Genomic DNA, 22,580 nt, shown 5'->3' with positions numbered 1-22,580 from the left:
TGAATATTTAAAGGATGCAGAGAACTTCACTTCTGTATTCAATACTTGTAGGTTTAAGGCAAAGGGTAAAAGGAAAGAGCGAAGGAAAAACACCTTTGACTCATTCCCTTTACTCCAACCTGGTTTACCAGACTCAGCAGTCAGTGGTAATACTAGAAAACTGTATCTTTAAATATGAAATTTTTAACAAGTATATAATTTTTCTATGTCGAAAGTAACAGCCTAAAATTCAGCTTCTTGGTATTTTCATTTAATCTAAATTCCTTATATAATCAGGCTTTTAGGCTATTTTACTGGGGACAAAATTTTGTATACACATTTAGGTTAAAAAAACTAGTCACTTAACCATTTATTTATAGAAGCCTGCATTTTTAGAGCCTATTTAAAGATATTACTGAGAATTTTATTAAATTCATTACATTGTGCTTTAATAACTAAAATAAGTGTTTCCTATTTGATTCTCATGAGTTCAGCCCATCATCAAAATCTTTGATGTATCAATCTTATTTAGGTTATTTATGTTGCACAAAGAATATTTTTGTTAATTTTATGCCCAAAAAATATGGGTAATAACTGACAATATTTTTGAGATGGTGATGGATAATTAGCACAATATTAGTAGAGTGTTGTTATTAACATTCAACTAAGCTGATATTTGGCAGATATCGGTCAAATTTAATTTGCTTTTTATCAAAATATTTTCCCAAACAGGGATGAGGATCAACCTAGAATTTCCCACACCAGTACTTGCCCAGCAGAACCTTAAAGGTAAGTAAATTCAGGATATCCGCTATTATAAATCACAAATTGTTAACAATCATTTAATTAAATAATTGTAGTTATGACTAATAAAAATTCTAAATCTTCTCAGAAATCTAAAAGTTTTGAAAAGCTGGATTCCTCGGGCCAAAGTAAAGGCAAAAATCAGACTAAAGATAAATGCGAACCAGTATTGGCTGATTTATCTCTAAGTCAAAAAATATCTGATAAATCTTTATTTGTAGGTGATGAGGTTACTTTCACCCTAACGTTAAAAAATAGCGGCCCAGCCAATGCGACAGGGGTAAAAATTCAAGATTTACTACCCTCTGGTTTTAGCTTCATCAATGCTAAGGCTAGTGTCGGGAATTATGACAGCACAACTGGGATTTGGGATGTTGGTTCTATCAAGTCGGGGCGTAATGTTACCCTAACGCTGAAAGCCACAGTTTTGAATGCTGCTGATGCAGCTGCCTATACCAATGTGGCAGAAATTATTGCCGCCGATCAAAAAGATCCAGATTCGGTTGTCAATAATGGCAACCCCAAAGAAGATGACTATAGCAGTGCCACTGTATGTGTGGTTAAGCAGGCTGATTTATCTCTGAGTCAAACAATATCTGATAAATCTTTATTTGTAGGTGATGAGGTTACTTTCACCCTAACGTTAAAAAATAGCGGCCCAGCCAATGCAACAGGGGTAAAAATTCAAGATTTACTACCCTCTGGTTTTAGCTTCATCAATGCTAAGGCTAGTGTCGGGAATTATGACAGCACAACTGGGATTTGGGATGTTGGTTCCATCAAGTCGGGGCGTAATGTTACCCTGACGCTGAAAGCCACAGTTTTGAATGCTGCTGATGCAGCTGCCTATACTAATGTGGCAGAAATTATTGCCTCTGCTCAACCAGATCCAGATTCGGTTGTCAATAATGGCAACCCCAAAGAAGATGACTACAGCAGTGCCACTGTATGTGTAATTAAGCAGGCTGATTTATCTCTGAATCAAACAATATCTAATGAATCCTTACTTGTAGGTGATGAGGTCTCTTTTACCCTGACATTGAATAATAGCGGCCCAGCCAATGCGACAGGGGTAAAAATTCAAGATTTACTACCTTCTGGTTTTAGCTTCCTTGGGGCTGACGCTAGTGTGGGAACTTATGACAGTACAACTGGAATTTGGAATGTTGGTTCGATCAACTCAGGCGATAATGTTACCCTGACGCTGAAAGCTACAGTCTTGAATGCTGCTGATGCGGCTGCTTATACTAATGTGGCGGAAATTGTTGCCGCCGATCAACCAGATCCAGATTCCGTTGTCAATAATGGTGACCCTACAGAAGATGATTACAGCAGTATCCAGGCACCTGTAGCTAACCTATCTGTAGAGAAAGAATTTACCCTAGTTAATCAACAATCCTTTAGCAGTCTGAAACAATCTGTTGATTACAACCATGATGGTAAAGCAGATCAGGTGATTGCGCTACCTGGGGATGAAGTGACATTTACAATTACTGTCCGCAATAAGGGTTTTGGTGATGCTACAGGCGTGCAAATTGTCGATGATCTCAGACAGAAATTGCCCATTGGTTTAGATTTTGTCAATTTTGCTGATCTCGATGGTGGTACTAGCATTGACACAGACAATAATGCTCAAACTCTAGAGGTTTTGTTTGACAATATTGCGGCAGGAGAAACTAAAACTATTACCGTCAATGCCAAAGTTAGTACCGAAAATATTACATCTATAAATTTAACAGGTAGATTAGGCACAATTAACCCTAACACAGGTGATATCAATCCGGCTTTGCCTGAATATTATGAAACACCTTTTAATGGGGTATTTTTCCTCAATTACAATGTGCAAAAAAGCAACGGGGATGATAGGGTAGAATTTGGCTTTTTAAATATTCAAAATCAAGCCGAAGTTGTGGCAGTCAACGGTAAAACCCTAAACTCCGGGACAATTGCTGCTAGTAGTAGGTTAGATATTTCCACATATAAACTTGAAGGCACTTTAAATAACCAACAGCCATTTAGAGTGTTTTCGGTGGAGAATTTCAATAACCCCAACAATACTAACGCCTCGTTCTTCTTTAATCCCGATCCTATTAGTGGTTCTGTTAGTGTTGGCTATCCTTACCAAAATCAATCCGAATTTTTACAACCAGGCCAGATTGGGATCGCTGGATTTGAAGCAGATTGGGCAAAAAGTACAGATCCGCAATATTTAGCTAATTTAGCAGTTTGGAATGGGTTAGGGGCTGATGGCAATTTAACTACCTCTGGTGAACCCACAACTGCAGATGAACAAGCTGTAATCAATGCTTTGGCTGATTTTATCGTAGATGGTGTTTATAGTCGCGATCGCTTTAATAACGGGTCATTTACCTTTAATAACGGCACCCAAATAGAAAACCTCATCTTCCAAGCAGGTCAATATTCCCCAGGACTGATTGACTTTGTCAATATCTTAGTCACAGATACAGGTGTGATATTCACAGAAAATAACCCACAAATTAATGGGCTAGCATTACCTGATGCTCAAATTGAGAGTCTCAGCACAGTTGCAGATTCACAATTTAGCGACTTACAAGCTATTTTTGACTCCTTTAATTTCTCTGTCCCGACTGGAGTTAATATTACGATTCAAGATTCTAATGGCGATGGCAACATTAATACACGCTTGCAAGAAATAGGCGGTTACAAAAATAATTGGTTAGTCTCTAGCATTACCATTGATAGTAATGTGAATCACGTGACTTTTGCAGCTTGTGGAAGTGGGGCAAACTATGATTTTGCTTCGCAGAATTTGATTGTTGCTAATCCCAATACTACTTTTACTTTGCAAGGCAGCGAACATGATAGCAATAAAATTATTGGCACTCGCTTCAATGATGAAATTAAAGGCGGAAATTGTGCTGATAGTTTGTCTGGTTTCGATGGTAATGATGTAATTTGTGGCGGTAAAGGAGACGATTTAATTACTGGTGGTAGAGGCGATGATGATTTAAGTGGTGGTGAAGGGAAGGATAGGTTTATCTTTGGTGCTAACTTTGGTAACGATACCATCCACGATTTTTGTCGATGGGAAGATAAAATCGACCTCAAGCAGCTGATTCTGACTCAAGGTACTTTGGATAGTAATAGCGATGGTGTGGTTAATAGCTGCGATCAACTCGCCTCACTCAACAATTGCAACCTCAAGCTAGATCTAACCTCGATAAATGGTGGTACTATCACTTTCACAGGAGTCACTTCGGTTAACATCACCGATTTTATTCTTTAAGTGATAATTTTCATGCCGATTTTTCAGGGTAAGGCAAGCAAAACGCAGCTAGGGATAATGTGGTACAGATTACTAGCAATTTTCGCTAGTAGTAGTGCGATCGCCTGTACGCTAGGCTTAACGACAGGCGTAAACGCACAAATTATCCCTGACAATAGTTTAGGTAGCGATCGCTCAATTGTGACCCCGAATGTGCAACAGCAAGGCAATGTCATTGAACGTATCGATGGCGGTGCAATTCGGGGTAGTAATTTGTTTCACAGCTTCCAAGACTTCAACGTTAGCAATCAGCAACGAGTTTATTTTGCCAATCCCTCTGGTATTGAAAATATTCTAGGACGAGTTACAGGTAACCAAGCCTCGAAGATTTTCGGGACGCTGGGGGTGTTAGGTGGTGCTAACCTCTACTTAATTAATCCTAACGGTATTATTTTTGGTCAAAATGCCCGCTTAGATATCTCTGGTTCTTTTTTCGCTAGCACCAGCAGCGGTGTGTTATTTCCCAACGGGGAAAAATTTAGTACTCAAAACCCCCAATCGCCACCTTTATTAACTATCAAGCAACCTCTAGGTTTAGATAGTTGGTTACCTCCCGAAAGTACTATTACTAATTCTGGTAACTTATCTGTAGGGCAAGATTTAACTTTATTGGGTCAAAATCTTGACTTACAAGGACAATTACAAGCTGGGCGGAATTTAACTTTACAAGCTAGCGATACAGTTAAAATTCGCGATACTGTTAACAATCCCTTCATCGCCGCAGCACAACAACAACTATTAGTCCAAGGCAATAAAATAGATATCTTTGCTTTAAATAATCGCGCCAGTGGCTTGTTTGCCGGAGAAAATCTGCTGTTACGTTCAGCTAATGCAATTGGTGGAAACGCCCAATTCTATAGCAATGGTAACTTTCGCCTTGAACAATTGAATGGTACTGGCGGAGATTTATCCAGCACAGATGATCCCGTGATTCGGGCCAGTGGAGATGTGAGTTTTAATAGCTATACAGGGGCTTCCTTACATATTTTTGCAGGTGGGAGTGTCACCATTGATAGTTTAGAGATCACAGGCCCCGATACCACAAATTTTATTAATCAAACAGTCACCTTATCCGATGGCGTAACCAAAGTTCCGATTAATGGTAGTTTAATACCCACCGTTGATATTAGAGCCGGAACCACAGCTGTTAACCCACCGGGAATTACAGGAGATACCACTGGTTTTTCTCCTACTCCTAATAGTAATAGCAATCCCAGCAGTGCTAATATCACCATCAATAAAATTAATAACCAGGGAGGGTTGGTTTTTTTAACTAACCAATATCAACCCAATCCATTGTTATCTGGTGATATTACTGTGACATCTTTGCTAGGAACCTACGGCGGTGTGGCTAGGGGTGGCGATGTGGTGATTGACTCGCGGGGAAAAATTACCACTCCCAACTTTTTAGATACTTCGGGATTTGATTTTGTTAACTTTTCCTTTGCCAACCCTGGAGGCGATATCACACTGTTAGCTAAAGGTGATATTTTCATGCCATCAGGATCGCAAATTGTTTCCTACGGTTCTGCTGGGGGAAATATTACCCTCAAAAGTCAATCAGCGATTATTCAAGAACCTGCACCTCCAGTAACTTCCTATATTGAAAGTGCAAGCTATGGTTCGGGACAAGGTGGTGATGTCACATTAAATGCACCTTTGATTTCCCTGAGTAACTACGTCCAAAGTAATTTGTATGCAGGGGCAACAGGCCCTGGTGGTAAGCTGATTATTACTGCTAATTCCTTAGAAGCCAATCAAGCGCAATTATCAACTTTTACTCTCGGTGGCAACGCTGGCAATGTCATCGTTAATGCTGACAGCATCTCTTTAAATAACTCTAAACTAGGAAGCCAGACAATCAGCGCCATCGGTGGCAATGCGGGTGATGTGGAAATCAATACCAACACATTTACCGCTACCAATGGCGGGCAGGTATTTTCTCAAACTGAGCGTGTGGGCAATGGTGGTAAAATTACCGTCAGAGCTACAGATGCGATCGCTCTCACAGGCATCTCTGATGGGGGGATTTTTAGTGGTTTTAGTAACGTTGTCTTTCCTAATGCTCAAGGCAACGGTGGCATTATTGATATTCAGACTAACTCTCTATCTTTGCAACAAGGCGCGCAAATTAGAGCCTCTACAGAGGGATTTGGTGATGCAGGCAGAATTGATATCAATGCAGCTAAATCCATTCTGATTGATGGGGCAATTTTATTGTCCACTGGCAATCTTCTCCCATCACAGCTAATTCCTAGCGGTATTCTCAGCGAAGTTTTACCTGGCTCCCAAGGAACAGGTAATATTATTAACATCAAAACAGGTCAGCTATCGGTCAAAAATGGCGCTGGAATTAGCACTAGTACTGCTACTGCTTATGATGCGGGTAGTATTTTTATTAATGCTACACAATCAGTCTCCTTCGATGGTAATCCTGGTGAACCTTTTAAGCCTAGCGGTGCGTTTGTCAGCACCTTAGCAGGCGCAACCGGCAAAGGAGGAACTTTACAAATCACTGCACCCTCTTTATCGGTTACCAATGGTGCAGAATTAGAAGCATTAACTGCAGGTGGTGGTAATGCAGGTAATATCGCAGTTATTGTTAAAGATAAAGTCTTGCTGGCTGGCGCAAATACAGGGGTATTTTCCAATACCACGGCTGGTTCTACTGGGAATGGTGGCAATATTTTCATCGATCCCGAACTGGTAGAGATTCGGGATGGTGCAACTGTTTCGGTGAATAGCCAAGGCACTGGTATTGGTGGCAATATCAGGATTGAAGCCACCAGATTAACCCTAGAAAATCAAGCTGTCATTTCTGCGGAGACAGGCAGCACCAATGGCGGCAATATTAGCCTGAGTTTACCAGACTATTTGTTGTTACTGCAAAACAGCCGCATTTCCACAAATGCTGGCAATGCGGATGCTGGTGGCAATGGTGGCAATGTGATCATCGGCACAAATTTTATTGTGACTGTACCCAAAGACAATAATAATATTACAGCCAATGCTTTCTTGGGACGTGGTGGCAATGTCGATATTACCGCCACAAGTCTTTTTGGCATTGGCAATCAACAGCAAGGTACTTCTGGAAATAAGATTACTGCAAGTTCTGAGTTTGGCGTTGCCGGCACTGTATCGATTAATAACCTCGATGTTGATCCGGCTTCCGGCTTAGTGGAGTTACCAGATAAACCTAACGATCCCAGCGATCGCATTATTGCTAGTTGTGCGGCAACTGAAGGTAATTCCTTTACCATTACTGGAAGAGGCGGCTTACCAGTCGATCCCACTACAACTATTCGCGATCAAACTTTGTTATCGGATATGCGAGATTTCACCACCACACAGAACCGCAATCAAGCTAATAATTCTCCACCCCCAAATAAAGAATTTATTGTTGCCGCAACCAGCTGGAGAATGAATGCCCAAGGAGAAGTAGAATTGGTAGCGGCTATACCTCAAGAAACTTCACCCCAGCAAAGATTTAATTGTAGACATTCATAAACATTTGATTGCTGAAATTAATGGTGAATCCTTACCCGCCGATACAAGAGGATTAACGCAGATGCACACAGATAAATTGTAGGATGTAGGATGTGTTATGGCGTAGCCTAACGCATCCTATGCGAATTGCAATCATTTTATAATATGAAACATAAATTTTTAAATAAAAAAATCTCTTTGCCAAATTTTGGTTTATCTTCTAAGCGAAAAATCAAGATTTACGGACTTTTTGGACTCAGTATTATCCTGACACTACTATTAGTCACAAAGGATATTTCGGTTGTTGCTAATCAACCAAATTTACCAAATTCGCAGTCTATAACTCAACAACTAGATAATAATTTAGACTTATTACAACAAGGAAAAAATTACTATCAAAAAGGGCAATATACAGAAGCAGCCAAAATATGGGAACAGGCGCTTAAGTCTTATCAAGATAAAAAAGATTCTGTCAGTCAGGTGCAAGTGCTGAATTATTTAGCCTTGGCATATCAAGATTTAGGTAAAATCCCACAAGCTCAAACTACAATTACCGAAAGTCTGAATTTACTCAAAACTTGGAAAACCTCGGATAATCAAAGTAATTTACTGTTAGCACAAGCTTTAAATACCCAAGGGACAATTGAACTACTCCAAGGACAAACCGAAACAGCTATTGATACCTGGAAGCAAGCTACAACAATCTATGAACGCGCAGGAGATAACACAGGTAAACTTATAAGCCAAATTAATCAAGCACAGGGTTTACAAAATCTAGGACAATATCGCCGTGCCAAAACGCTGTTAGAAGAATTGATAGCAGCATTACAAAGTCAACCTGATAGTTTACTGAAAGCGCAAAGTTTAAGAAGTTTAGGTGTGGCGCTACAAACTATTGGTGATTTGAAACAATCTAAAACAGCATTAGAGAAAAGTTTGGCAATTAGTCAAAAATTAAACTCGCCCAAAGATGTGAGTGCAGTTGTATTTAGTTTAGGTAATATCGCCCAAGATTTAGCAGAATACGACGTGGCGATAGGTAATTATCAAGAAGTAGTTAATTTATCTCCTGAGATTCAAGAAAAATTATCAGCCCAATTAAATCAATTAAGCGTATTAGTTAAACTCCAAAGATGGGAAGCAGTAGAGGCGCTAATTCCCGCAATCGAAAATAATCTGGCTCAACTTGCTGCGAGTCGTCCGGCTATTTATGCGCGGATAAATTTTGCAGAAACTCTAATGACAATAGAAGAACAAATAGAAAGTGGAAAAGCAAGTTTAACCTCTAATAATCCCAAAATCGCGGAATTATTAGTAACAGCTATTCAACAATCCAGAGAAATCAAAGATTCTCGTTCTGAAGCCTATGCTTTGCAAGAATTAGGTAAACTATATCAAGACAATGACCAGTTAGCAGAAGCAAAAAAACTTACACAAAAGGCTCAAAATATTGCTCAAGAAATGAATGCGGCTGATTTGTTAGCTTTAACAGCGACACAATCAGGTGCAATAGCCAAAGCCCAAGGAGATATTGATAGTGCGATCGCAGCTTATGAAACTGCTTTTAATAACATCCAATCCCTGAGAGGCGATTTAGTTGCTATTAGTACAGATGTGCAATTTGATTTTAAAGAAAGTATTGAACCGATATATCGAGAATATGTAGGATTATTGTTAGAAAGAGGTGACAATCAAAAAAATCTCAAACAAGCACGTCAGGTAATTGAAGCGCTACAAATAGCGGAGTTAGATAACTACTTTCGAGATGCTTGTGTTGATAACTATCCTGTGAATATCGATAAAATTGACGTACAAGCGGCTGTTATTTACCCAATTATTTTAAGCGATCGCTTAGAAGTCATTCTTTCCATTCCCAAGCAACCCTTGCATCACTACACCACAAAACTGTCAAAAAAGCAAGTTGAAAATACCTTGAGACATCTTTATTCTTATATGTCCCGTGGTTATATTCGAGAAGAGAGTTTCCGCTTGTCTCAAAGACTGTATACATGGCTGATTGCACCAGCAGAAGAGAGGTTAAATAGCAATAACGTCAAAACCTTAGTATTTGTGTTGGATGGTTTATTACGCAACTTACCCATGTCTGCGCTGCACGATGGCGATCGCTACTTGATAGAAAAATATAACGTTGCTCTCAGCCCTGGGTTACAATTATTTCCCCAAGGATTGCAACGCAAAAAACTTGATATATTAGCGGCGGGATTAACAGAAGCACGTCAAGGCTTTAGTTCTTTACCTGCGGTAACAGGAGAAATTAAAGGAGTAACTAAGGAATTTCCGGCGAAAACCTTGCTTAATCAAGAGTTTACTCGCGATAAATTCAAAAAAGAACTCGATAGTCAATCATTCCCCATCGTTCATCTAGCAACTCACGGTCAATTTAGCTCTAATCCCCAGGAAACCTTCTTGCTGACATGGAGCGATCGCATTTCTATTTTAGATTTTGATCGGTTATTCCAAAAAAGAAGATTGGGAATTTTAGAACCAGTTGAACTGTTGGTGATGAGTGCTTGTCAAACAGCAACCGGTGATAATCGCGCCACTTTAGGGTTAGCTGGGTTAGCTTTGCGATCGGGTGCTAAAAGTACAATTGCTAGTTTATGGTCAGTTAATGATGACTCAACTGCTAATTTAATGAAAGAGTTTTATCAGCAGTTGAATAACCCGCAACTTAGTAAAGCTGAAGCCTTAAGACAAGCGCAAATAAAAATTATGGCTAATCCTTTATATCAACATCCCTATTTTTGGGCTTCTTTCGTTTTGGTAGGTAATTGGTTATAAAGCCATCTAGCAATTATATTGGCGTTGTAAAAAATATTGGGGTTGACTGTTGACTGTTGACTGTTGACTGTTGACGGTCATAAATTCTACATTGTAATGTTTAACAAATCTTAAACAGATTGCTATAGAAATTTAATCAGGTTTCCCATCCAAAATCTAATACCAAATCAAATAATATTTGCGACACATCAATAATATTCTAGAGGGCAGGGCAATGCCCGTGCCCCTACAATCTGTCGCATTCTTTTTTCAAATTGGTATATAAATCTAAAATTCTTATAAGATACTCATCGCTAGCTCTAGTTACTAACTACAATGTAAAATTTGTGATAGGTCAAGCTGGAAATACCTACGCATAAGTTCACTAGAAAAAGCCAAAACTTTAGTATTTTTTAATAAGATTATGGTGCAAATTTCTTCAGCCAAGTCCGAGATTGAAACTCAAGCGACTAAAGCTGCTGCTGGGTTTCATACTGATACAGTTACATCCGAAACTATCTCAGATGTGGAGTTTCTCTTCACCAGAGCAATTGAATTTCGCCAAGAAACAATTTACTTTATCATTGTAGACCGATTTAAGGATGGTGACCCTAGTAATAATCCAGGCGCTCATCCTGAACTGTATGATCCCACGAAGCAAAAGTGGGGTAAATATTGGGGTGGAGATTTGCAAGGAATTATCGATAAATTAGATTACCTAAAAAATCTCGGAGTTACAGCTATTTGGATTTCACCGCTATTTGAGCAAGTAGAAGCATTACAGTTTGAAAATGCGGCGATGCATGGCTACTGGACAAAAGATTTTAAACGCATTAATCCCAGATTCTTAGCTACTCATGACGATAATTCTCTATTTAGATGTAGCACCTTTGATACCTTAATTGCTGGCTTGCATGAGCGAGGTATGAAGCTGATTTTGGATATTGTTTGTAATCACAGTAGCCCAGATGTGAATGGAGAAAAAGGTAAACTTTACGAAGATGGTGTATTAATTGCCGATTATTATAATGATGTTAATAATTGGTATTACCATAATCCCGAAATTACTGATTGGGAAAACGAAGAACAATTACTATATTACGAAATGGCAGGATTAGCAACTTTCAATGAAAGTAATCCTGATTATCGTCATTATATTAAAACTGCAATTAAGCAATGGTTAGACCGAGGCGTTGATGCTTTACGAGTTGATACAGTCAAGCATATGCCGATTTGGTTTTGGCAAGAATTTAATAGCGATATCCAAACTCATAAACCTTCTGTATTTACTTTTGGCGAATGGGGTTTTAGCAATCCCAATAAGAGTAGCTCAATTAAATTTGCTAACGAGTCTGGAATGTCAATTTTAGACTTTGGTTTATGTGGTGCAATTCGCGAAGCCTTAGCACAAGGATTACCAGGCGGATTTCATTTAATTCAAGATATTTTGAACCTTGATTATCTCTACAATACAGCTACAGAACTGATTACCTTTATTGATAATCATGATATGCCGCGATTTCAAAGTCTCAATTCAGATCCAGCACTGTTGCGGCTAGCGATCGCATTCATTATGACTAGTCGCGGCATTCCTTGTATTTATTACGGAACTGAGCAATATCTCCATAACGATACTAATGGCGGTAACGATCCTTATAATCGTCCCATGATGGAAAAGTGGGACACAGATACAGAGCTTTACCAGGATATGCAATTATTATCTAAATTGCGGCGTTTAAACCCTGCTGTATCTCTGGGTAGCCAAAAACAGAAATATATTACCGATAATGTCTATTGTTATTTACGGAGTTATCGAGATTATCGCTGTTTTGTAGCCATGAATAAAGGTGCTGCCACTACTATTAATTTGGAGCATACAGAATTAGAAGATGGGGAATATAACTGTATTGTTACCAAGCGCCAAATTGAAGTTAAAAATGGCAAAATTTTAGGGCTAAAATTGGCTGCAAAAGAGTTAATTGTCCTCAGCTATTTAGGTGAGCGAGTCAAAGGAAAAACCATTGTGAGAGCGCAGGTAAATGGCTTAAAGACACAACCAGGCGATACAGTTGTCGTAATTGGTGATTGTCCAGAGTTAGGCGATTGGGATATTAGCAAAGCTTACGCTTTAGAATATATCAATGAAAACACTTGGTTTGGGGAAATTCCGTTTAATGAAAGCGCGGGTAAAGCCATATGTTATAAATATGCGCTTTGGCGAAAAAATCAACCACCATTGCGCGAAAATCTGGTTAGCCGTCGCTGGATTTTAAGCGATCAAGGTACTGTTAAATGGCGTGATACTTGGGCGAGTTAAGATATAGCAATATCATTAACCTACTCGCATAATGGTGCGTTAGCCTTTGGCGTAACGCACCCTACTGGAATGACACAGCTAATTTGGTGCAATAGCAAAAATTCATCGGCGTTTATCTGCGTTTATCTACGGTTCATTTCATCAAATCTAATGCCTCATTTTAGGCGTGTCAGTCCACTACTGGACTGTATTTCTATTAAGAAAGAATAAGATTACAAAATATTACTTACTAAGCACCAATATTCACAACATTTATAAAGAGAATCAATGCTCTATTTCTGATTTGGCATATAATCTTTGAAAAATTAGAGTTTTAGCAGTTTTGCTGACTCCAATTTAAATTTTATAGCCACCCAATTTCACAAAAGCCAAAAATGAAAAGTTTTGTACCACTATTACTGAGTGCGGCTTTACTTACTAACACCGTAGCTTGTAGTAAGCCAAATGATAAAGTTGCCAACAATGCTAATTCTAATCAAACTACTCAAACTACTCAAACTGCTCAAACTACTCAGACTACTAAAAACACCAGTAATACCCAAAATTCACAAATATCTGTACCAGCCGGAACCAGCTTAGATACTGTACTGCAAAAAGAGTTATCTACTGGTAAAAATAGCGATAATGAGCCTTTTACACTGCGAGTTAAAAACTCGGTTAAAGGTGTAAAACCAGACTTAAAAAATGCGGAAATTCAAGGACACATAGAAAATGTAGTTAAAGCTGCTAAAGGTAAAAAAGCTAGTCTACGTCTAGTTTTTGATGAAATTACCTTGAAAAATGGCGAAACCTATCCGATTGATGCGGCTTTAGTTAATACTCAAGTAGAAACGAAAACTAAAGGCAAATTTATCCAAAATGCTGGACTGATTCTAGGTGGAGCCGTTGCAGGCCATTTTATCGGTAAGAAAACCAATGTTAAACATGGTGGTTTAGGGGGTGCGGCAGCTGCGACTGCTTATGTTTTATCCAGCCCTGGCGGTGAAGTAGTTCTCAAACGGGGAACCAACGTCAAGCTGAAACTGAAATCTGCGCTTGCAAGCAGTCAATAATGGATGTGGGGCATAGGGCATGGGGCATGGGGCATGGTAATGGGTAATGGGTAATTGGTAATTGGTAATTGGTAATGAATGGTATTTATCTCCTTTTCCCTTTTACCTTTCCCCCTTTACCTTTCCCCCTTTACCTTTCCCCAATCCCCAATCCCCAATCCCCAATCCCTAGTCCCCAGTCCCCAATCCCCATCTAAAATATGATTTGATGTATTAATAACTTAATATTTTTTAAATTTTTATGCCGCTCCCTGTTCTGACTCAGCGCTTTCGTAGACTGTGGCAGCCAAGAAGAGGTTTAGCGATCGCACAAGCATCTGTGATCGGTATTGTCGCTGCTTTATCGGCAGTGTTTTTGAAAGTGGGATCGGGATGGTTGGGGACATGGCGAGTTCATACGACTCACTTGTTTCCGGTATGGTTGGCGTTACCTTTAGTGGGCATGAGTTTGGGGTATGTCTCTGGCTGGTTGGTAGAAAGGTTTGCGCCAGAGGCTTCAGGTAGCGGTATTCCACAAGTTAAAGCTTCGTTGGCTAATGTGCCCATAACTCTATCTTGGCGTGTGGCAGCTGTGAAGCTATTCAGCGCCATTATTGCCTTGGGTTCTGGTATGACTCTAGGACGGCAAGGCCCCACTGTGCAAGTAGGTGCAGGTTTAGCAGCTGGGATGAGTCGTTGGGTTCCCACCTCTCCAGATTACCGCCGACAGATGATTGCAGCAGGTGCGGGTGCAGGTTTGGCAGCTGCGTTTAATGCGCCGATCGCAGGTGTCTTGTTTATTGTGGAAGAGTTACTCCAAGATTTATCAGGACTAACTCTGGGAACTGCAATTATCGCCTCGTTTATTGGTGGGGTAATATCTCGTTTATTGGGTGGCGGTAGTCTAGACTTAAACCTGCATTTAACTCAATCCCAAAGTCAATTTTCCATCCCAGAAATTCCTTTTTTCCTGCTGTTGGGCATTTTAGCTGGATTGTTCGGTGCATTATTTAATCAGGGTTTAGTTTTTAGTATCAAAACTTATCGCCGATTACACATCAGTTTACCGCTCAGAGTAGCTTTAGCAGGTTTTATATCTGGTTGTGTCATCGCTATCCTTCCTGCTTCTTTTCGTGATAATACTGGGTTAAGAGAGTATTTTATTACAGGTGATGCCAATCCTTTATTAGCGGCGATCGCATTTGTGGCGCAGTTCGTTCTTACCTTGATCGCCTTTGGTTCCGGCGCACCTGGAGGTTTATTCGCACCTAGCCTAATTTTAGGTTCTTGTTTAGGGCACATCATTGGTGTATTTGAGTCCCAAATTTTAGGAGGTGGTTTACCTACTACCTACGCTTTAGCGGGAATGGGCGGATTTTTTAGCGCCGTTTCTAAAGTCCCCATCACAGCCATTGTGATTGTGTTTGAGATGACTACCGATTTCAACCTAGTGCTACCTTTAATGATTGTTTGTGTAGCATCTTACTTGGTTGCCGAGAAAGTAGTCCCTGGTTCGCTGTACGAGAAGCTTTTACTGTTAAAAGGTATCACCCTCGCTTGTAATGTTCCTGTAGAGAGCGTCATGAGAACATTAACAGCTAATAATGTGATGCAACAACGAGTAGAAACTCTGGATGTAGAAATGAGTGCAGAGGAGGCTATACAAGCATTCTCACGTTCTCATCACCGGGGATTTCCGGTAGTTGAAGAAGGCAAGCTTGTAGGCATTATTACTCAATCTGATTTACTCAAAATCCGCGATCGCAATATCCCAAATGATACGCCTCTACGGGAGATTATGACACCCAGCCCAATCACGGTCACACCAAAACACAACCTCAGTAATGTGTTGTATTTGCTGGATCGTTATCAAATTAGTCGCCTACCAGTAGTAGAAGGGCGAAAACTGATTGGCATTATTACCCGTGCAGATATTATTCGTGCAGAAGCCGACTATCTCAACTGCGAGAATGCGACACCAGGGCCGCAACCCGAACCATCTTATGTAGTTTACCAAACGCGAGCGCCCAACGTTGGCAGAGGTAGATTACTAGTCACAGTTGCTAACCCCGAAACAGCAGCGACTTTATTACAAATGGCAGCTGCGATCGCCCGCGATCGCCATTATGAAATCGAGTGTGTGCAAGTTATTTTAGTCTCGCGCCACAGTTCCCCCACCGAAACCCAAGTTAGGACAGCCAAAAGTCGCCGCTTACTCAGACAAGCAGAAGTATTAGCCAAAAAGTGGCGCATTCCTGTACATACACAAATCCGCGTCGCCCATGATGTCGCCCAAGCGATTTTAGAGACAATCAACGAACGTCACATTGACCTAATTTTGATGGGTTGGAAAGGTAACACATCTACCCCAGGTAGGATTTTTGGCACAGTTGTCGATAGCATCATTCGCCAAGCTACCTGCGATGTCATGTTAGTCAAATTAGGTAACAGTCAACAGTCAACAGTCAACAGTCAACAGTCATTCAACCGTTGGTTAGTACCTATGGCTGGTGGCCCCAATGCCAGGATGGCGATTAAATTACTTCCAGCTTTAGTGACATTAGGAGACGATCCCCTCATCCGCCTCACCAGGGTATTTAAACCATCGGAATTAGAACCAGACATGACAATTTTAGAACAGTCCATCCGCCAGCTAATTCACCACCGCAAATTATCTAGTACGGTAATTGCTTGCCCAGTTGAAGCTGATTCAGTTTCCCAAGGCGTAATTAACTTAGTAAAAACCGAGGGGTACGATGTAGTAGTTTTAGGCGCTTCCCGAGAAGGGTTATTACAGCAGGCAATTCAAGGTAATATTCCCGAAGCGATCGCTTCTGGTGTAGAAAGTACAGTCATTTTGGTGAGGGGTGCAATTACTGACATTTAAAAGCATTGGGTGCAATGTCTACACACTTTCAAAATCAGCGTTTAACTGAACTTTCTCCTGAGCATTTATAAAGAACATCAAGGCATTTGTGATTCTGAGAGGGTGACAAGGCAACTCTAAGGTAGATAGGACAAAACTTTGAAAAGATGGTGGAGACAAAAAATAGGGAGCATTTTTGTGGCTCCCCCAGAAAAATATGTTTCCTGAATCTTAGCAAAAAACCCTGCGTAGCCATCTGAATGAAAGCCAGTATCTAATACCAAATCAAATAATGTTTGCGACACATCAATATATTCTAGAGGGCAAGGCAGTGCCCAGAGGTGTAAACTTAAGCTCAAAGCTATATACGGCGGGCGTTGTACAAATCCCTCGCCCTCATCCCCTAACCCCTTCTCCCTGAGGGAGAAGGGGAATTGAATCTCTTGCTCCCCTCGCCCACAGGGAGAGGGGCTGGGGGTGAGGGCAAAACCTTGCAACCAAGCGGGTTTCACGTTAAGTTGACACGTATGAGCACTGCCTTGCCCCTACAATCTGTCGCATTCTTTTTTCAAATTAGTATAACTTTAAAATTATTGTTGTTATTGCTACAAGTTCATCGTCAAGCGAAACTCTCAGTTTTAGCGAGTGTCTTTCCCCAACCGATTCAATATGGCAGTCGCAAACGCAACCTACAACGATTTTTAAACTTGCAGCAACCTTTATAGGTAGGTTGTCACCCTTTGAGAGGAAATTTACTTATTACTCACTACTTATTACTCATTACTTTTTTCAATTAGTTGCTGTACCTCATAAATATCGAATCTGCTGTATCTGTAAATTTATCAGTACCAGGTTTATTTCATACAAAGCAAATATTTTTATAAAAATGTAAAAGTTATGAAATATAGTTATTTAGCTTTGATTGTTGGCGCTGTTACAACCCATAAAATTGAAAGCGTCTAACATACTTCCAGACCTTAACAAAACAAAAGTAGTTTATTTAAGCTTAATTATTGAATGCTTGAGACAGGCTTTTATTGTTATATTCTGCTATCTCAAAATGTTCTATGCTGAGTTTCTCAACTATTCAGTTTTTAGATGGAGTTAAAAATTATAAAACAATAATCAGTCAACATTAAATGACAGATAAGAGAGTTAACCAATGGTTAAGTAAAACCACCTATGAATTGTCAGAAAAACTCTAATTTATTCACACCAATTAATCTAAATTTAACGTGAATGTCTGAATAGATACTTGGTAGCAATTACTTAATTATCGATAAACTAATTACTTTCCAAGTTTAGATTGTATGCGCCACCAGTAAGAGGTAATGTATGGTGCAAAACTCAAAGTTAGGGTACAGATTGTCCCCTAAATCGATTCTGCGTCTATCTGTTTTTATCAGTATAGTTGCATCTTTATTGGTTGGCAGCATCAGCTTTTATGCAGTAAAACGATTGCAATATTCTGGTAATTTAGATACAAAGGTCGCAGCGAAAAAATTACCAGAAATCACAACAGTAACAGCTTTAGGAAGACTTGAGCCAAAGGGAGAGATAATTAAACTTTCTGCTACTGTTTCTACACAAGGAAGCCGAGTAGAGCAGTTGTTGATTAAGGAAGGAGATAGAGTTAAAAAAAGTCAAATCATAGCCATTTTAGACAGTCGCGATCGCCTACAAGCAGCATTAAAAGAAGCCCAAGAACAAGTCAAAGTTGCCCAGGCAAACCTCGCTAAAACCCAAGCTGGCGCGAAACCTGGTGAAATCCTAGCCCAGCAAGCTGCGATCGCACGTTTAGCAGCAGAACGCAAAGGTAATATTGCGGCACAAATCGCTACAGTTGAACGTTTCCAGGCTCAAGTTGATAATGCCGCAGCAGAAGACAACCGCTATCAGCAGTTGTATGAACAAGGTGCAATTTCCGCTTCCCAAAAAGATAGTAAGCGTCTCGCCTTAGAAAGTGCCCGTAAAAATCTCCAACAAGCCCAAGCGCAGTTGCAGCAAATTCAATCAGCAAGCCAGCAACAACTCAAAGAAGCTGCAGCTAACCTAGATCAAATTAGCGAGGTTCGCAGCGTAGATGTTGCAGCAGCTAAAGCAGAAGTAGATCGCGCCATAGCAGCCATGAATTTAGCACAAGCAAACTTACAACAAGCTTACGTGCGATCGCCTCAAGCTGGACAAGTATTCGAGATCCATAGCCGTCCGGGAGAAATAGTTTCAGATGACGGTATCGCTAACATCGGCCAAACCAACCAAATGTATGCAGTAGCCGAAGTCTACGAAAGCGATATCAGCAAAGTACATCCAGGGCAAAGAGTGCAAGTAGTGAATGAATTTCTCCCCCATGAATTGCAGGGAACCGTCGATTGGATTGGTTTACAAGTACGCCGCCAGAATGTCATCAATACCGATCCAGCTAGCAACATTGATGCCCGAGTTATTGAAGTTCATGTACGTTTAGATCCAGACTCCAGCCAGAAAGCTGCCAAGTTTACCAATATGCAAGTCAAAGTGGTAATTCAACTATCAAAGGGGCTGGGTACTGGGGACTAGGGACTCGGGATTAGGAATAAAAAAACTGTTGACTCTTGTACAGACGCGATGAATCGCGTCTCTATGAATCTTGACTTTACTCACCACTTCAATGATGGGAATTTTGCAACAACTACGACGACGAACACCTTTAGGATGGCTGCAACTGAGTCATGAAAAAAGTCGGCTGCTGGTAGCATTATCAGGCATCGCTTTTGCTGATGTTCTGATGTTTATGCAGTTTGGTTTTCAGAGTGCTTTATATGACAGTAACACCAGACTGCATCGCAGTTTACTTTCAGACATCGTTGTCATTGGTTCCCAAACCCGTAACCTGCAAAGAATATCTACCTTTTCTCGGCGGCGACTTTATCAAGCTATGGATATACCAGGGGTAAAGTCAGCTGAAGGAATTTATATCGGTACAATGATTTGGAAGAATCCCCAAACAAGACGTGACACAGAAATTTTGGTGATTGGGTTCAACCCAGATAAACCAACTTTCGATTTACCGGAAGTTAATCAACAATTACAAGCAATTAAACAACCATATACCGTATTATTCGACCGTGGCGCTAGAGGCGAATATCAACAAACGATTGCCCAACTAGAACAGGGTAAACCTGTGAAGACAGAAATTGAACGCCGAACGGTAACTATTAGTGGTTTATTCAAAGTCGGGGCTTCTTTTGGTGCTGATGGCACTTTAATGACTAGCGATGAGAACTTTCTGCGGCTATTTCCACACCAACCAGCAGCCAATATCAGTGTCGGTTTGATTCAGCTACAACCCGGTGCTGACATTCAACAAGTAGTAGCAGGATTAAAATCCCATCTAGGAAACGAAGTCAAAATCCTGACTCATGAACAATTTATTCAATTTGAAAATGATTTTTGGAGTCGCAACTCCCCAATCGGGTTTATTTTTAATCTCGGTGTCTCGATGGGTTTTTCTGTAGGGGTGATTCTGGTTTATCAAGTCCTATCTACAGATGTGAATGCCCATGTCAGAGAATATGCCACCTTTAAAGCTATGGGTTATCGCAATTTATACTTGCTATGCGTCGTGTTTGAAGAAGCAGTAATTTTGGCTTTATTAGGCTTTATTCCAGGTACAGCAGCCTCGTTAGGGCTTTACTATCTCACCCGCAACGCCACAAATTTACCAATTTACATGACTGGAATCAGAGCTTTACAAGTGCTATTACTCACCATCATCATGTGTACCATTTCCGGTGCGATCGCCACCCGCAAACTCCAATCTGCTGACCCCGCTGATATGTTTTAGCAATGGGCATGGGGCAATGGGCATAGGGCATTGGTCAATTGTTAATTGGGATTTATCCTTGTCCCCTGATCCCCCTTGTTCCCAATCCCCAGTCCCCAATCCCCAGTCCCCAGTCCCCAGTCCCCAGTCCCCACTATGCCAGTGATCTCGATCCGCAATCTCGACCACTATTTTGGTCATGGTCAACTCCGCAAGCAAGTTTTATTTAATATCAACCTGGAGATTTACAGTGGTGAAATAGTTTTCATGACTGGCCCCTCTGGTTCTGGGAAGACAACACTTCTCACCTTGGTGGGTGGGTTGCGTTCTGCCCAATTTGGTAGTTTGCAGGTTTTGGGGCGAGAACTTTGCGGTGCTAGTCACCAACAACTAGTAGAGTCACGACGACGTAATGGTTATATTTTTCAAGCGCATAATTTACACGGTAGTTTGACGGCACTCCAAAACGTCAAAATGGGTTTGGAATTCCACCAGCATATTGAATTAGCCGAAATGCATAGGCGTTCAGCTCAAATGTTAGAGCAAGTAGGCTTAGAAAATTGCTTGCATTACTACCCCGATCAATTATCAGGGGGACAAAAACAGCGAGTTGCGATCGCCCGTGCTTTAGTCAGTCATCCCCAAATTGTTCTAGCTGATGAACCGACTGCGGCGCTTGATGGTCAATCGGGGCGAGATGTCGTCAACCTGATGCAAAAATTGGCAAAGGAACAAGGCTGTACCATCCTCATGGTGACTCATGATAATCGGATTCTCGATATAGGCGATCGCATTGTGCATCTCGAAGACGGTCAATTAAAGTCAAAAGTTAAAGTTATCAATTAAATAATTCAATTTAAAGTTTTTTATCTTATAAATTATTTATTCCCACTAAAAGCTGTTGCCAGTTGCCTAGAAGTCGTAAAAATAAAGGTTTTCTTAAGCTTTGTCTATTAACTCTTAGGGCTAAACGTCAAGTATTTTAAATTTTGTAAAGCAATAAGTAAAAAGTCGTAACAGTTTGACAATAGGAAAGTGCTGTTTACAGCAATCCTGCTGACACCTGAATAAAGGTGCCAATTTGACAATGATTGAAAACCTGTTACATGCTTACACTCCTCTATTGACTTGGATAGGACTAGGACTAGTGCTATCTCGGTTTATCCCCGAGAGTTTTCTCAAATTACTGGGGTATGGGCTTTATTGGGTAGGAGTTCCCCTGCAACTTTTTGTTTTAGCACGTCACACTGATTTATCTCATGGGGGGCTAATACCTGCGATCGCCATTGGAGTATTGCTGCTGAGTCTGGTTTTCGCACTGTTATTTTGGTGGGGATTGCGAGTCAGCACCAGTCCCAAACAGCAAGCAGAAAATTCATTTGATGATCCTGTGGTGCGAGCCAGTTTAGGCAGTTTTATTTTAGCTACGATTTTAGGCAACACAGGCTTTGTCGGCTTGACACTTGCACAGGTGTTAACTGGCCCTAGCAATATGGACTGGGCAGTATTATTCAGCGTTACCAACAATGTTATAGGCACCTACGGCATTGCTGTTTTAATTGCCAGCTATTTTGGTAACAGAGAAATTAAAAACCATTGGTGGATTCAGGTGCGGGATTTGGTAACTGTCCCGAGTTTGTGGGCATTTTTTATTGGGTTAAATACTCAATTTATCAAATTGCCCCCAGTCGTTGAGTCAGGGCTAGAACAAGCTGTTTGGGTAGTGATAGCTTTTGCTTTGTTGTTGGTGGGCTTACGAATGACAGCCATCAAAATCGGCAATAGTTTGAAAATGGCTGTAGTGGCCAGTCTGCTGAAAGTTTTGATTGTGCCTTTGTTGGTGGGGTTAGGCGCTACCTATGTAGGTGTAATTGGTGAACCAAGGTTAGTACTAGTACTGATGTCTGGGACACCCACCGGGCTTTCAGTACTGATTTTGGCGGAAGTTTATGAATTAGACCGAAACTTGCTAGCCAGCAGTATTGCCTTAACTTTTGTCGGATTGCTCCTAGTACTTCCTCTGTGGCTGGCTTGGTTTAGCTAAAATTTTGTAACAGTATAAAAATAATTGTCTGCGATCGCTAGACTAAACTAGAAATACAGTTAAACTATCCGTAATTCCCTAAATTCTTCTTTCCTTGATGGCTAAACTGTGATTTATTTCAGCTAGCCAAAAGATTTAAAATAAATTTGGTTCCCGATTC

10 protein-coding genes and 1 pseudogene are annotated in these 22,580 nt (G+C 40.5%); all 11 read left to right on the top strand.

Annotated elements, in window-relative coordinates:
• Positions 1 to 841 precede the first annotated feature (841 nt).
• The 11 genes and pseudogenes from HG267_RS20220 to HG267_RS20170 all read left to right on the top strand — a co-directional run bounded on the left by HG267_RS20220 (position 842) and on the right by HG267_RS20170 (position 22,420).
• On the top strand, positions 842 to 4,051 hold the full coding sequence (locus HG267_RS20220; RefSeq protein WP_045873417.1) for a DUF11 domain-containing protein: 3,210 nt from the start codon (positions 842 to 844) through the stop codon (positions 4,049 to 4,051).
• Positions 4,052 to 4,063: 12 nt separating this feature from the next.
• Positions 4,064 to 7,597, top strand: coding sequence for a filamentous hemagglutinin N-terminal domain-containing protein (locus tag HG267_RS20215; protein WP_081584117.1), 3,534 nt, complete (start codon positions 4,064 to 4,066; stop codon positions 7,595 to 7,597).
• Positions 7,598 to 7,741: 144 nt separating this feature from the next.
• Positions 7,742 to 10,378, top strand: coding sequence for a CHAT domain-containing protein (locus HG267_RS20210; RefSeq protein WP_052335360.1), 2,637 nt, complete (start codon positions 7,742 to 7,744; stop codon positions 10,376 to 10,378).
• A 403-nt stretch (positions 10,379 to 10,781) separates the two neighbouring features.
• The gene (locus HG267_RS20205) at positions 10,782 to 12,674 is read left to right on the top strand and encodes an alpha-amylase family glycosyl hydrolase (RefSeq protein WP_045873419.1); all 1,893 of its coding nucleotides are present in this window, start codon (positions 10,782 to 10,784) and stop codon (positions 12,672 to 12,674) included.
• Positions 12,675 to 13,048: 374 nt separating this feature from the next.
• Positions 13,049 to 13,726 carry a hypothetical protein gene (locus tag HG267_RS20200; RefSeq protein ID WP_045873420.1) on the top strand — a complete coding sequence of 226 codons (678 nt, stop codon included), beginning with the start codon at positions 13,049 to 13,051 and terminating at the stop codon, positions 13,724 to 13,726.
• 241 nt (positions 13,727 to 13,967) lie between these two features.
• Entirely contained in the window at positions 13,968 to 16,592 is a 2,625-nt protein-coding gene (locus HG267_RS20195; RefSeq protein WP_045873421.1) for a chloride channel protein, read from the top strand.
• Positions 16,593 to 17,098: 506 nt separating this feature from the next.
• Positions 17,099 to 17,287: pseudogene (locus tag HG267_RS20190) on the top strand (hypothetical protein); the annotation flags it as partial.
• Positions 17,288 to 17,906: 619 nt separating this feature from the next.
• Complete coding sequence (locus HG267_RS20185; RefSeq protein ID WP_228045486.1) at positions 17,907 to 19,130, top strand: ABC exporter membrane fusion protein; 1,224 nt, start codon at positions 17,907 to 17,909, stop codon at positions 19,128 to 19,130.
• 91 nt (positions 19,131 to 19,221) lie between these two features.
• Entirely contained in the window at positions 19,222 to 20,397 is a 1,176-nt protein-coding gene (gene devC, locus HG267_RS20180; RefSeq protein WP_228045489.1) for an ABC transporter permease DevC, read from the top strand.
• Between the two features lie 135 nt (positions 20,398 to 20,532).
• On the top strand, positions 20,533 to 21,222 hold the full coding sequence (locus HG267_RS20175; protein WP_045873423.1) for a DevA family ABC transporter ATP-binding protein: 690 nt from the start codon (positions 20,533 to 20,535) through the stop codon (positions 21,220 to 21,222).
• 241 nt (positions 21,223 to 21,463) lie between these two features.
• Positions 21,464 to 22,420 carry an AEC family transporter gene (locus HG267_RS20170; protein ID WP_045873424.1) on the top strand — a complete coding sequence of 319 codons (957 nt, stop codon included), beginning with the start codon at positions 21,464 to 21,466 and terminating at the stop codon, positions 22,418 to 22,420.
• The last annotated feature ends 160 nt before the right edge of the window (positions 22,421 to 22,580 follow it).

This window comes from Tolypothrix sp. PCC 7601 (assembly GCF_025677855.1).
Taxonomy (GTDB): Bacteria; Cyanobacteriota; Cyanobacteriia; order Cyanobacteriales; family Nostocaceae; genus Aulosira; species Aulosira diplosiphon.
Note: the sequence above shows the minus strand (reverse complement) of the source record. Positions and strands in the feature narration are given on the sequence as shown.

Bases quoted from the DNA above. Each gene is read 5' to 3' on its own strand.
- HG267_RS20200 (WP_045873420.1), top strand. From the start codon at position 13,049: ATGAAAAGTTTTGTACCACTATTACTGAGTGCGGCTTTACTTACTAAC.
- HG267_RS20195 (WP_045873421.1), top strand. From the start codon at position 13,968: ATGCCGCTCCCTGTTCTGACTCAGCGCTTTCGTAGACTGTGGCAGCCA.
- HG267_RS20220 (WP_045873417.1), top strand. From the start codon at position 842: ATGACTAATAAAAATTCTAAATCTTCTCAGAAATCTAAAAGTTTTGAA.
- devC (WP_228045489.1), top strand. From the start codon at position 19,222: ATGATGGGAATTTTGCAACAACTACGACGACGAACACCTTTAGGATGG.
- HG267_RS20170 (WP_045873424.1), top strand. From the start codon at position 21,464: ATGATTGAAAACCTGTTACATGCTTACACTCCTCTATTGACTTGGATA.
- HG267_RS20175 (WP_045873423.1), top strand. From the start codon at position 20,533: ATGCCAGTGATCTCGATCCGCAATCTCGACCACTATTTTGGTCATGGT.
- HG267_RS20215 (WP_081584117.1), top strand. From the start codon at position 4,064: ATGCCGATTTTTCAGGGTAAGGCAAGCAAAACGCAGCTAGGGATAATG.
- HG267_RS20205 (WP_045873419.1), top strand. From the start codon at position 10,782: ATGGTGCAAATTTCTTCAGCCAAGTCCGAGATTGAAACTCAAGCGACT.
- HG267_RS20185 (WP_228045486.1), top strand. From the start codon at position 17,907: ATGGTGCAAAACTCAAAGTTAGGGTACAGATTGTCCCCTAAATCGATT.
- HG267_RS20210 (WP_052335360.1), top strand. From the start codon at position 7,742: ATGAAACATAAATTTTTAAATAAAAAAATCTCTTTGCCAAATTTTGGT.